This is a genomic window from Thiomicrorhabdus sp. Milos-T2, from assembly GCF_000702325.1.
Taxonomy (GTDB): Bacteria; Pseudomonadota; Gammaproteobacteria; order Thiomicrospirales; family Thiomicrospiraceae; genus Thiomicrorhabdus.
In genome coordinates, this window is record NZ_KL370892.1 from 280,130 (window position 1) to 293,161 (window position 13,032).

Here is a 13,032-nt window from a genome sequence, read left to right on the forward strand (position 1 = left end):
CATTATTTAGACGACGATGTATTATCAGATGAGATTAAGCGCCTTAAATTGGTCTGAATCTGACTTTCTGAATCAATCAAAAACTGCCCAGAAGTGACAATCTTGTCGCCTTTTTTTAATCCACTTACAATTTCAACCACACCCAAGCTTTCCATACCCGTTTGCACTTTAACCACTTCAAATCGACCATCGTCCAACTGTAAAACCACTCGTTTTGTTAAACCATCATCAATCACTGCCCCCAATGGAATCGCTAATACATCATGTTTAGGACCACCGTAAATTTCAACATTCATAAACATATTGGGCTTTAAAAACAACCCCGTATTTATTACTGGTAAACGTACTTTTAACGCTTGCGTTTTAGCATCTGCAACCGGGTAGATGTACTCAATATCACTTTCCCAACGCTTTTCAGGGAAGGCATCAGAGGTGATATTTGCGGTTAATCTACTTTTAATCCAAGCTTGCTGTAAAGGTAATATTTCCGCTTCAACCCACACAGAAGTTAGGTCAGAGACACTCATTAAACGTGTTTTAGGTTGTACAAACATGCCATCTTGAACAACCAGGTTGGTTGCAATCCCATCTTGAGGAGCATAAATGGGAATTTCATTAATGGTTTTATTTTTCCTCAAAATGATCTTGATGACATCATTTCTCACCCCTAACAACTTCAGGCGAATCTTGGCAGAAGCCAACAAGGAATTAGCCGCTTTACCCATTCTTTTTTGGTTTTGACGAGCAAGCAACAAATCTTGCTGTGCAGAAACTATCTCTGGTGAATACAAACGGTAAAGCAAACTGCCTTTTTTAACCGATTCACCATTACTTCTAACACTTAAATCACTAATCCATCCAGATGCTCTTGGATGGATATGCACCACTTTAGTTTCATCCGCAACCACTTTTCCAAAAGTGGGTATGTACTTCCAAAGAGTGGTTTCTTTTACCTCATTTGTTCTGATGGCGAAACCTTGCTTTACACCATCATCAGACGATGCTCCAGCAGAAATTTTTGGTGCAGATTGCGTCTGTTCAAATGCCTGTTTGACCAAATCCATTCCACAAATAGGACACGAACCCTCGTGATCTCTAACAATTTGCGGATGCATAGGACACACATACTTAAACAAAGCAGTTGGATCATCATCCAAAGTTGGCAGACTAGAAGCACTATCAGAATGAGATGCTGCACTATGAGTAGAACCGTCTTCAGCATCAGCGTTGTTTAAGAAGAAAGTAGTAGATAAAAATAAGAACAATATCGAAACCAAGTGTTTCATGTTAAACCCTTTTTTAAAGCAGATTTACGCGGCCATAAACATGTAAAGTTGACAAATAAAGTTAACAAGTAAAGTTAACAAGCTAGGGCCGAATAACAAAATTAAATAATTGAGAATTGCTTTATGAGGGCTTTGCACGAATCATCAATGCAACAATGACGAGATGGAATGCTTTAAATTTAGGCTAAAATTACCAATCACAGCCTTTTTATATTCATCAACTCGAGCAAAGCTCTCTTTATGAAAACTGTGGGGGTCTAAGTTCTTGTGATATGAATAAAACAGGGAAAGGAGAAGATGTCGATGGGGTAAACGCTTGCGTCAAAAGTAAATGCTGAAAATCATTTTCAATAACACTGGTTACAGGAGAAACGTGATGACAAAACTGCCCACTGTCACAATGACAGTCACCTGCACAATATGGACAATAAGAATGATCTTGATCGGAATTAGAGGCCATCTTCATTGAATCACAACAATCGTGCTCTGCCATTGTGGCGGAGTGATGGTGCGGTTCGCTAGAAACATTATTTTCAAACGACATCGCACCTGCCCACTGCGGAGAGAGGGTAGAAAAAAGAACTACGAATATCATTAAATAATGTTTCATAAATTCGATTATATAAGTTTAATAATGGATTGCAATTAAATTCTTAAATTTAACATTATGAGACCTTTGCACGAGATAGGTGCGAAAGAAAAATAGGCGTGAGTACCTCTTGAGGGTAAAAAATTTGCCTGATTGCGGCGGAAAACGCAGGGAATAGCTAGCTATTCGCAAGGTGTCGCCCAACGGAAGTGCCCTTGGGGTACAACAAAAATCAGGTGAATTTTTACCCTCAAGGGGCACCTAGAACCATTTTTACTCGTGCATACTCTCGTGCCAAGGTCTCTTTATTAGATTTTTAGCAAAATCAAGGTGTTGAATTGATTCTATTTGACTTTAATCATTTTTGTATTGGCAGCCATAGGCATCTAACTTTTGCTGTAAAGTATCGCTAGATACTAACGGGATTTTTAATGTGATATGTACCTGCTCAACATACTCAACCTCTACAATCAAGCCTTGCAAAGCCTCTACCCAATGACGTATTTGTTTTTCCAAAGCAAAATCACATTTGACCATATAGGTAAGCATATCAACTTGCTGTTCAGTTGATAGCACTTCCATAACCGCTTGTGCCGCTTGACCATAAGCACGGGTTAAGCCTCCAGCACCGAGTTTAACTCCACCGAAGTAACGAACAACAATTATCATTACATCACCAACGCCTTTATGGTTAAGGACATTTAAGATGGGTTTACCTGCAGTACCCGAAGGTTCTCCATCATCTCCCATCCCAGCATTAGCGGCACAGTTTGGATTACCAATTAAGTACGCCCAGCAGTGATGCCTAGCATCTGGGTACTGTGCTTTTATCTGTTCAAGCCAAATCATTCCCTCTGCTCTATCTTGAATACCTTTGGCGTAGGCAATAAAGCGGCTTTTTTTAATTTCTATCTCTGCGGTAGCTTCTTGAGTAGGAATAGAATAGGACATTATTGGAGAGACCTTTGCACCCATGGGCATAAACACGAGTCGATGAATGGTTAAAAAAGGCTATAATTCTCTATCTTCAGCTTAAAAAATCCGCCCAAAAGCTCATATTATGCGGTTTTTTTAGACTAAATCTAAAGAATTATTTCACTTTTTTCCTACATCCCCGACTCATGCAAAGGTCTCTTGAAGTTTAATTTTGTTCATTACAGAATATAGTGCTGGCAAAAACAGAATGGTTAATAAGGTTCCAAAGCCAATACCACCAATCAATACAAACGCCATTGGCCCCCAGAAAGTGGAATGGGTCAGGGGAATAAATGCCAACATTGCGGCAATAGCTGTTAACAGCACAGGTCTTGAACGGCGAACAGTCGCTTCAATAACAGCCTCTTGTTTTGAATATCCTTCTTGAAGATGCTCTTCAATCTGCCCAGTCAAAATAAGTGTGTTACGCATTAAAATACCCGCTAAACCTAATAACCCTAAATTCGCCACAAAACCAAACGGTTGATTAAACAATACTAAAGCAACTACTGCCCCAATTAATCCTAAAGGAGCGGTTATCAAAACCATAAACAAGGTACCAAATGATTTAACTAATAACATAATTAACAATGTCATTGCTAATAACATTAATGGCACTAATACTTTAATAGAAGCTTGAGCTTTAGCAGATTCTTCAACAGAACCCCCAACATCAATTCGATAACCAAAAGGTAACTTATCAATGATTGGCTGCATCTGTTTTTGAATAATACCTGTAGCAACAGGTGGCTGAATACCTGGATTCAGTTCGCTATTAACCGATAAATACAATTCTCTATTTCTTCGTTCTAGCAACGGATCTTCATACTGAATATCAATATTACCCAATTGATCAACGGGTAAGGTTGTGCCTTTAGCCGTTTTAATCATTAAACTGCCGAGTTCAGACACATCAATTTTTTCGGTTTTCTTCGCTCGGATAAGTACATTAATGGTTCTAAAATCTTCTCTAACCTGAGCAACCGTAATACCTTGTAACTGAGCTTTAAGCTGTTCGGCAACATCTTGACTGGTTAAGCCTAGCTGGGCTAAACGTATCTTATTCATATCAAGATGAAGAGTAGGAACTCGTGCACCCCATTCAAGATGTGGATCAACCGCAAAGCTTTGCTTTTCAATAAGGTCTCTTAGCTCATTGGCAATTTTTCTTAATTCTATTGGGTCTGGTCCAACCACTCTAAAACTAACCGGCCAGGTAACAGGAGGTCCAAATAAAAGAGGGTGTACTCGTACTCTAGCTTCTGGAAATTTACCTTCATTAACCAGTTTACGTAACTTAGCTTGTAATGCTTCACGCTCTTCTTTACCACGTGTAACTACTACAATTTTTGCAAATGCAGGGTTTGTAAGTTCTGGGTTTAATGCTAAAAAGAAACGTGGAGCACCACGACCAATATAAGACGATAAGGACTTCACTTCATCATACTGATTAATGACTTCTTCTACTTTTTTAGTCACTTCATTGGTGACATTAATTCCCGTGCCTTCTGGCAGAGAAATGTCGACCATCAATTCAGGCCTATCTGAACTGGGAAAGAACTGTTTTAGAACCAGTTTGTTCATGCCTATTACAGACAAGATAAACAACAAAACGGTAAGTATAATTATTAAAAACTTTCTGCGAACACAAAAGGTAATTAGCCCTCTTAAAGCACGATAAAAACGTGTATCGTAAGGATCTTTTTTAAGCGATTCATGCTTAATTTTTTCTGGCAATAGTTTATAGCCAAGGTATGGCGTAAAGTAAACCGCAACAATCCAAGAAGCAATAAGAGAGATTCCAAGAACCGTAAAGATATTACCAGCATATTCACCAACACGAGACTGAGCTAAACCAACGGGCAAGAACCCTGCTACAGTGACCAAAGTACCTACAATCATAGGTGCAGCAGTTACAGTCCAAGAATGGGCGGCGGCTTTGGCTTTATCCATGCCTTCTTCCATTTTAACCAACATCATTTCAATCGAAATAATGGCATCGTCTACCAGTAATCCCAGTGAAAGAATCAATGCACCTAAGGTTATTCTGTCAAAATTAAGACCATCAATAAACATAAATAAAAAGGTCATGGTTAAGGTTAAGGGCACAGCCAAAGCAACAATTAATCCAGCTCTAAAACCTAGTGCAATCAGACTAACAATTAATACTACTAACAGAGCAGTAACAAACTTTATCTGAAAGGTGCTAACAGCTTGATGAATAGCATCAGCTTGGTTAGTTAATTTATCAACCTTTATACCAAGTGGTAAATTTTTATTATATTGTGCTTCAAAGTTTTTAAGGTTTTTTTCTAATACTAAACCGTCTGTTGAAGCTGACATCACCACACCAAGCAAAACGGCATCTTGACCTTTAGCTCTTACTAAATACGTTGGCGGTGATTCATAACCACGGCTGACTTTTGCCACGTCTTGTACTAAAACCTGTTTACCACCAATAACTAAAGGCAAGTGTTTGATTTGTTCAACTGCATCTTTTTTTGAACTTAAACCCTGACCCGTTCTTATGTATAGTCTTGGCCCGTTAGTTTCTATAAAACCAGAATCAGTAACCGATAATTGGCCATTAATCGCCCCTTTTAATGAGGCCAAACTTAAACCAAGCTGAGCGACACGCTCTTCATTAATATCAATAAATATACGTTGATTACGCTCACCGATGATATTAACTTTTTTAACACCTTCAACCCTACCTAATGCAACTTGCATTTTATCGGCTTCTTGAACTAACTTTTCTTGAGGCCAGTCTTTTCCTGTAAAGCTGTATAAAGTGAAATAAACATCACCAAAATCATCATTAAAAAATGGGCCTTGTACACCAGCAGGTAAATGAATGGATTGATCCCCCAAACGTTTACGGACTTGATAATAAAGTTCTTCAGAAATCCCATGCGGAGTATTATCCGCAAAGGTTACTAACATATCTACTCGTCCTGCACGAGACTTGGTTTCTACTTTGTAAAAATACTTAATTTGTTCAATCTGTTTTTCTAACGGATCAGCGACTTGATTTTGTATTTCTTTAGCGGTTGCTCCAGGCCAAATGGCAGACACAACCATAGTATTTACACTAAAATTTGGATCTTCAGCACGACCCATGTGTAAAAATGCATAGATACCCGCAATGGCAACCATCAAAATAAAGTAGAGCGTTAAGGATTGCTGTTTAATCCCGTAAGCGGAAACATTAAAACGGTTCATTCAGCAGACTCCCTGACAGCTTCACCTTCATTAAGAAGGTGAGCCCCTAAGGCAACAATCGTTTTAACCTCAGAGAAATCTCCTTCAACCCAAGCCCAACGGTCAGATAAACTTTTAACTTTAACTTTAATACGATGAACTTTGCCCTCTTTAACTTGCCAAACTGAAGAAAAATCAGCTTGTTCATAGAGTGCGGTATTAGGTACTTTGATTAAAGAGTGATCCATGGCAAAAATCAATTTTGCTGTTTGCCCTAAGTTAAGGGCATCCAACTCTTTTTGTGAGCTCTTATCGCCTAATTCAAAGGCATAGTTGGCTTTCCAAGTTCGGCTCGCAGGATCAGATTGACCCGAAATTTGACGCAACTTAACAGGATAAAGATGCTTGTCACCATAAATTTGAGCTTGAGCGATTTTAGGCAGGCCTGGTAAACGAGTTTCAGGAATAGAAACGCTGACTTCTCTTGAACCATTTAAAGCTAAAGAGGCTACAGGCTTGCCAGCACTAACTACCTCATCTTCTTCAGCCATCACCGCCAAAATTTTACCCAGGCCTGGTGATTTTAATGTGGTGTATTGCAATTGATTTCGGGCTTGTTTTTCTTGTAATTTTTGTGCTTTTAATTGCTCTTGTAAAACGGTCAATTGGGTTTGTGCCTGGTCAATCACTTGCTGCGAACTCAGTTTACGTTTAAACAGACTTTCATAGCGTGCTAATTCGGTTTTAGCATTGTTAATTTCTGATTGCGTTGCGTTTACATTGGCCAAAGCAATATTCACCGCTAATTGATAGTCTGTTGAGTCTAATTTATAAAGCACTTGGCCAGGTTTTACCGTATCCCCCACATTCACAAGGCGTTTTTCTATTTTGCCACTGACTCTAAAAGCTAAGTTAGATTGATAACGCGCAGAGACCGTTCCTACTAATGACCAAGTTGGTTGGGTGGAAGCCGAATCAATGGTAATGGTTTTAACAACTGGAACAACTTTTTCAGGCTGTTCAGCTTCATTATTACAGCCGCTTAATAAACCTGTTACCAAACCCGTGACTACTAACCCTAAGGTTAATTTACTGGTTATGGTATTGGTTGCTAACTTTGCTGACGTGATTGAATTTAATGACACTATGCTCTCCCACATTGAATACTCATTGTGTAAATAGGTAATGAGAGCCATCACTTATGCGATGCTCTCAGAGAAAATGAATTGTTTGGTTTACATTGTTAAGGTTACTTTAGCTCATATTATACATAGCTACCAGGCCTGGTTATTCTAAAAAGTCTGTTCGGGTGACTATTTACCAATACAAAATGAGGTAAAAATCCTACCCAATAAATCGTCTGAGGTGAATCGCCCAGTAATTTCAGACAAAGCTTCTTGAGCAAGACGTAAGTCTTCTGCTAATAGCTCACCTGCTGCAAACTGTTCTAATTGATTTTGGCCATTTAAGGTCCAATCAAGGGCGGTTTGTAAGGCATCTAAATGGCGTTTTCTTGCCATAAATACCCCTTCTTCAGTTTGTGCATAACCCATCTCAGTTTTGAGATGCTCTTGCAAAGAATCTAACCCTAACTTATGTTTAGCTGAAAGCCAGATTACCATTCTACCTGTTTCGGCTTCTACTTCTACCATTGGCTCATGGTTGATTAAGTCAATTTTATTCCTAACTAAGGTTACGGGAATATGTTCGGGGAGTTTATCTAAAATGATTTGGTCTTCTGCATGAATCGCCTCGCCTGCTTGTAACATGACCAAAACTCGATCTGCACTGTCTAATGCCTGCCAGGCTCGTTCAATTCCAATTTTTTCTACTTGATCGGTTGCCACACGCACCCCAGCAGTATCTAGAATGTGCAACGGCATGCCATCAATATTAATTTCTTCTTTGACGATGTCTCGTGTGGTGCCAGCAATATCCGTAACAATTGCACTTTCTTTGCCCGACAACGCATTTAATAAACTTGATTTACCTGCATTGGGGCGTCCTAAAATAACGACCGACATACCTTCACGCAATAATGCACCTTGTTTGGCTGAGGCAAAAACGACATGTAAACGTTCTAAAATATGTTGTAACTGGCCTGCCACTTTACCATCTGATAAAAAGTCGATTTCTTCTTCTGGAAAATCAATCGCAGCTTCAACAAAAATGCGTAATTGGGTTAGCTCTTCAACCAAGGTATTTACTTCTCTAGAGAAATCCCCTTGCATAGAGCGTAAAGCCGATTTTGCGGCTTGGTTAGATGAAGCGTCAATTAAATCGGCAATGGCTTCGGCTTGAGCTAAGTCGAGTTTATCGTTCATAAACGCTTGTTTTGAAAACTCGCCTGGCTCAGCTAACCTTGCACCTAACTCAACCACTCGCGCCAAAAGCCATTGCAAAACCACTGGCCCACCATGGCCTTGGAGTTCTAATACATCTTCACCTGTAAAGGAATGAGGATTAGGGAAATACAAAGCAATACCTTGGTCTAAAACCGAACCATCTTCTGCATAAAAAGCTCCGTAGTGAGCATAGCGAGGTTTAGGTAATTTACCTAAAACTGCTTTGGCAATTTCAGCAGATTTTTTACCAGACACACGTACAATGCCGACCCCACCTCTTCCTGGTGCGGTCGCAACTGCTGCAATAGTATCTATATTGTCAAATTCCATAAACATTCCAAAACGAGACCTTTGCACGAGATAGGTGCGAAGGTCTCAATCAAATTAGCAGGCCTGGTAAAACAAAAACGCCCTAAAAAGGGCGTTTGAAACTTTTCTTAAAACTTATCTTTTGTTGGTTAAACCCTTAAAGACCCAACAATACTACGCCATAATATTGTACGTAGTTGTTTTTAAATCACTAATAAATTCTTTTTCTGAATAAAGCGCGATGGTTTTATCCAATTTTTTCTTAGAGGTAAACGTCATCTCTTCAGCTTCATCATTCACTTTAAATGATAAAACATATAAAGGTTTAGTATTTACTTCAGCAGCTTCAGAAGAAGTCACTGCAGGAGCCGCTCCTTCTTCTAAAGGCATATAACCCTCTTTAGTTTTATAACAAATAGGTTTAGTTCCATCTGCAACTAAAGATTCTACTTTTCCATACATTGGGTGATCTGTACCCAGTTTTTGATAGGTTAAATGCATGTTTTATTCCTTTATTTCTCTTCGCCAGCTTCAATTTTACGTGTGATATACCACTGTTGCGATACCGATAGAATGTTGTTCACTACCCAGTAAAGAACTAAACCTGCAGGGAAGAACATGAAGAAAATAGTGAAGATAAATGGCAATAACTTCATGACTTTTTGCTGCATCTCATCCATCATGGCAGAAGGGTTTAATTTCTGCTGAACAAACATGGTAATACCCATAATCACAGGAAGTATGTAATATGGATCTTGTGCCGATAAATCTTGAATCCATAACATAAACGGTGCTTGACGCATTTCTACCGAATATAAAAGTACCCAGTAAAGTGCAATAAAGACCGGCATCTGAATAAAGATTGGTAAACAACCACCCAGTGGGTTAATTTTCTCTTCTTTATAAAGCTTCATCATCTTCTGCTGGAAGACCGCTTTATCATCACCGTAATTTTCTTTAAGCTGTGCTAACTTAGGCTGGAATTTTTTCATTCTTGCCATAGAACGGTAGCTGGTTTCTGATAACTTGTAGAACACTAACTTAATTAACAGCGTTAACAAGATAATTGCCACACCCCAGTTACCAACCACATTATGAATTTTTTCTAATAACCAAAAAATAGGTTCGGCAAGAACGGTCAAAATACCATAGTCAATTGTGCGCTCTAAACCTGGAGCAATTTCTGCTAATTTATCTTGAGACTCAGGCCCAATATAAATCGAAGAAGTTAATACCGAGCTTTGTCCTGGAGCCACTTGAACTAAAGGCTGAACCAAACCAACGGCATAGCGGTCATCACCTAAAGGTTTAGCAAAATAACTATGTTGCTGACTTTGATTAGGAATTAGTGCCGTTAAGAAGTACTGCTGAATCATTGCTGCCCAACCACCGGTGACATTACGTCCACTAATCGCTTGGGTATTTAAATCATCAAATGAGTGTTTAACGTACTTATCTTCAGCGTTGTGATCATAAAGAACTGGCCCAGTATAGGTGTACATCATGAACTGGTGATCAGGATTAAAACGATTGCGTACTAACTGAGAGTATAGGCTACCAGACCAAGTTTCTTGAGTGGCGTTTTCAACCTGATAAGCAACATCTACCAAGTATTTACCTTTAGTAAAGGTATAAGATTTTGTAACCTTGACCCCATCTTGGGTCCAAGTTAAAGGCACTACGAGTTTATCACCGGTCATTTCATAATTGGTTTTTGCCGTTTGATAAACACTTTTATGCGTTGGTGCAGGTAATTTAGCCTCTTTTTGAGTTGCTAAACCATTTTGAGCCATATAAACCAATGGCCCGGTATCAGACATTAAATGGAATGGCTGAGAGTGATCATCTGATGCGCCGTATTGCAACAGTTTTGCATCACGGATATCACCACCATTTGTATCTATAATAAGATCTAATGTGTCGGTAGTGACATGAATACGCTGACCTTGAGTCACCGCACTTTGCAAGTTTGGTACCGCATTATTTTGAACCGCTCCAGAATGAGTTGCAGGAACATCATTAGCAACGCCAGGTTTAGCCGCAGAAACCACTGCATTTTGACTTGCTACAGGCACTTCTTGTGCCGTGCTGGTTTCCAAGGTTTGCTGCGTTTTATGAGCAGTAAACTGGGTCCATTCTAGCCATATCCAAGTTAACGTAAAAGCTAACGCTAACCACCAAATTGATCTCATATTCATGTGTGATACTCTTTGTAAATCTTATTTTGATGAACGGTTTTTTAATTTACTTTTGTGAATTTTGCGAATTAGGTGTAAAAAGCTCTCATGCAATGTCTTGTTATCAATCTCTTGCATGCCTTTTTTACCTAAAACGACAATATCATACCCACTTAATTCTGTCTTATGTGAACGAAATGCTTCTCTTGCTATTCTTTTTACTCTATTACGCCAAACAGCACGTTGTAATTGCTTTTTAGCAATGGCTAATCCAAGTCGAGTGGTTTCTTCGTGATTTGGGCGAACAATCAATGTCCAATTACGATTACCGAATCGTTCGGCTTTAGCAAATACGTGAGAGTAAGATTTTGGAGATAACAATCGATTAGATTTAGGAAAATCTTTTTTCGTTTGTATAGAAGAAGGGGTTTCTGTGGGAGTTGATAACTCTTGTTTAGAATTCATTAACTCCCCCAGAAGAGTTGTTGTATTTGAAGAACAAACACAACGCGTTTAAACACAATACTATGGTGTTAAACGATTACGTCCTTTAGCACGACGGGCAGCGATAATTTTACGCCCGTTTTTAGTCGCCATACGAGCACGGAAACCGTGAGTACGTGCACGCTTGATTACGCTTGGTTGAAATGTACGTTTCATGTCACTGTCCTTAAAATTTCTATTCCGAACTCGGAAAAACGGGAATTATATAGAGTTATCAACAAGAAAACAACAATTCTGCCAATAAATATTAGACTTATTTTAAATTCAATTCTAAAAAGTGTATACCTAGTGGTATAAAATTTAACGAGTACTACAAATTGTGTATAGAACTAAGTTGTTCTATTTTTCTTTAAAAAACAATACTACCAGGCCTGGCACTAGTGTCCGGAATAATATTTCAGTACCACAATTCATATACCAGCCTCCCATAGCGGAAGTTGGTATTTCTTAAACTCTTCCCGTTGTTGTTTTCGCCTAAAGTATTCACTCTGCTGAATAGGTCTTTCAAACAACCCATGAGCAAGCCGCCAAAACGTTACTCTCAACGGTTCTGCTGACTTATTTTTCATCTGTTCAAGCTTAATCAATAGATACACAATAAGGGCTGATAGCACTTGGATACGAACAGCATTACTGTTTTGGCCAATGAAGCTTTTGATTTTGAGGTGTTGTTTAATCCATTTAAAAAATAATTCAATTTGCCAGCGTTGCTTGTATAGATGGGCAATCTCTTGAGCTGAACGCTCGAAGTCATTGGTAATCAATACCAATTCACCTTTATTATCGTCACGTTTGACAACAACACGGCGCATCTGGAATTGACCAAGACGTTTTTTCTGGCTTGAACCACTAAACTCAATGCATTGGTCTTCAAGAATATGAGGGGCTTTTTCATCGAGTTCGTAGGATTGTATGACGGTAATTGCCGCTCTTTTTTTCAAACGACAGACCAGCTTGATTTTTTGGTCATTGAGCTTTTTCCACCAGAGGTAGTCTAAGTACCCTTTATCCATCACATAGGTTGAACCTGGTTCTAAATTCCACTCTCGTGCTTGAGTAATATCAGGAATATTGGCCTGTGTGATTTCAAAACAAACAGGGACTTGGTTGGATAGTTCTAGTTGCATATGCAGCTTAAAGCCTGTGACTCGAGAACCTTGTACTGCCCAGTCAAAACCTTTACCGAGCAGTTGAATTGGAGAAGAGTCTATTAGATAGGTAAAAGCGTGGAGTTCTTTTCGTAATTGTCGATTCACACCAGCCATGAGTTGTTGGCAAAGTGCTTGGTAGACATCAGCAGAGCGTTTACGGTTTGCTTCAGATAATGTGCTGCGTTTCAGCTCTTTTACGCCTAAGTGGTAGTGGTGAGAGGATTGGGCGTTAAACCCTTCAACCAACTGGCGTAATGATTTAGTGCCACTAAGTTGTGCGTACATCATCGCGACTAATTGATTCCAGCTACTAAACCCTTTGGCGTGTTTATCGGTTTGATATTGATGAACAAGTGATTGAAAAGTGGTACGAATGGGTTTTAAAAATTGGGCAAATCGGGTAGAGTTAAACATAGCCGTAATCTCATTGTTTTTGAAGTCTATTTCGTGGTGGAAATACTTCTATCCTAGGAGTTACGGCTTTTTTGTCAAGGC

Annotated in this window: 11 protein-coding genes; all 11 read right to left on the reverse strand. The window is 39.1% G+C overall.

Annotated elements, in window-relative coordinates; translation table 11 throughout:
• Nucleotides 1-2: 2 nt before the first annotated feature.
• Nucleotides 3-1,286, reverse strand: coding sequence for an efflux RND transporter periplasmic adaptor subunit (locus tag BS34_RS0111400; protein ID WP_038126722.1), 1,284 nt, complete (start codon nt 1,284-1,286; stop codon nt 3-5).
• A 238-nt stretch (nt 1,287-1,524) separates the two neighbouring features.
• On the reverse strand, nt 1,525-1,830 hold the full coding sequence (locus tag BS34_RS13015) for a hypothetical protein (protein ID WP_158661016.1): 306 nt from the start codon (nt 1,828-1,830) through the stop codon (nt 1,525-1,527).
• Between the two features lie 399 nt (nt 1,831-2,229).
• On the reverse strand, nt 2,230-2,826 hold the full coding sequence (locus BS34_RS0111405; protein WP_029408634.1) for a YigZ family protein: 597 nt from the start codon (nt 2,824-2,826) through the stop codon (nt 2,230-2,232).
• Nucleotides 2,827-2,994: 168 nt separating this feature from the next.
• Entirely contained in the window at nt 2,995-6,072 is a 3,078-nt protein-coding gene (locus tag BS34_RS0111410) for an efflux RND transporter permease subunit (RefSeq protein WP_029408635.1), read from the reverse strand.
• Complete coding sequence (locus tag BS34_RS0111415; RefSeq protein ID WP_038126723.1) at nt 6,069-7,196, reverse strand: efflux RND transporter periplasmic adaptor subunit; 1,128 nt, start codon at nt 7,194-7,196, stop codon at nt 6,069-6,071. The genes BS34_RS0111410 and BS34_RS0111415 overlap by 4 nt, the downstream gene beginning before the upstream one ends.
• 168 nt (nt 7,197-7,364) lie before the next feature.
• Nucleotides 7,365-8,726 carry a tRNA uridine-5-carboxymethylaminomethyl(34) synthesis GTPase MnmE gene (mnmE, locus tag BS34_RS0111420; protein WP_029408637.1) on the reverse strand — a complete coding sequence of 454 codons (1,362 nt, stop codon included), beginning with the start codon at nt 8,724-8,726 and terminating at the stop codon, nt 7,365-7,367.
• A 153-nt stretch (nt 8,727-8,879) separates the two neighbouring features.
• On the reverse strand, nt 8,880-9,206 hold the full coding sequence (locus BS34_RS0111425; RefSeq protein WP_029408638.1) for a hypothetical protein: 327 nt from the start codon (nt 9,204-9,206) through the stop codon (nt 8,880-8,882).
• Between the two features lie 11 nt (nt 9,207-9,217).
• The gene (gene yidC, locus BS34_RS0111430; protein ID WP_029408639.1) at nt 9,218-10,903 is read right to left on the reverse strand and encodes a membrane protein insertase YidC; all 1,686 of its coding nucleotides are present in this window, start codon (nt 10,901-10,903) and stop codon (nt 9,218-9,220) included.
• A 21-nt stretch (nt 10,904-10,924) separates the two neighbouring features.
• A complete protein-coding gene (gene rnpA, locus BS34_RS0111435; protein WP_051640877.1) occupies nt 10,925-11,347 on the reverse strand; it encodes a ribonuclease P protein component in 423 nt (140 codons plus the stop codon).
• A gap of 60 nt (nt 11,348-11,407) precedes the next feature.
• Nucleotides 11,408-11,542, reverse strand: coding sequence for a 50S ribosomal protein L34 (gene rpmH / locus BS34_RS0111440; RefSeq protein ID WP_029408641.1), 135 nt, complete (start codon nt 11,540-11,542; stop codon nt 11,408-11,410).
• 254 nt (nt 11,543-11,796) lie between these two features.
• Nucleotides 11,797-12,951, reverse strand: coding sequence for an IS4 family transposase (locus BS34_RS0111445; RefSeq protein ID WP_051640592.1), 1,155 nt, complete (start codon nt 12,949-12,951; stop codon nt 11,797-11,799).
• Nucleotides 12,952-13,032 lie beyond the last annotated feature (81 nt).

Coding starts and splice junctions, on each gene's coding strand:
- BS34_RS0111400 (WP_038126722.1), bottom strand. CDS start 1,286: ATGAAACACTTGGTTTCGATATTGTTCTTATTTTTATCTACTACTTTC.
- BS34_RS13015 (WP_158661016.1), bottom strand. CDS start 1,830: ATGTCGTTTGAAAATAATGTTTCTAGCGAACCGCACCATCACTCCGCC.
- BS34_RS0111405 (WP_029408634.1), bottom strand. CDS start 2,826: ATGTCCTATTCTATTCCTACTCAAGAAGCTACCGCAGAGATAGAAATT.
- BS34_RS0111410 (WP_029408635.1), bottom strand. CDS start 6,072: ATGAACCGTTTTAATGTTTCCGCTTACGGGATTAAACAGCAATCCTTA.
- mnmE (WP_029408637.1), bottom strand. CDS start 8,726: ATGGAATTTGACAATATAGATACTATTGCAGCAGTTGCGACCGCACCA.
- BS34_RS0111425 (WP_029408638.1), bottom strand. CDS start 9,206: ATGCATTTAACCTATCAAAAACTGGGTACAGATCACCCAATGTATGGA.
- yidC (WP_029408639.1), bottom strand. CDS start 10,903: ATGAATATGAGATCAATTTGGTGGTTAGCGTTAGCTTTTACGTTAACT.
- rnpA (WP_051640877.1), bottom strand. CDS start 11,347: ATGAATTCTAAACAAGAGTTATCAACTCCCACAGAAACCCCTTCTTCT.
- rpmH (WP_029408641.1), bottom strand. CDS start 11,542: ATGAAACGTACATTTCAACCAAGCGTAATCAAGCGTGCACGTACTCAC.
- BS34_RS0111445 (WP_051640592.1), bottom strand. CDS start 12,951: ATGTTTAACTCTACCCGATTTGCCCAATTTTTAAAACCCATTCGTACC.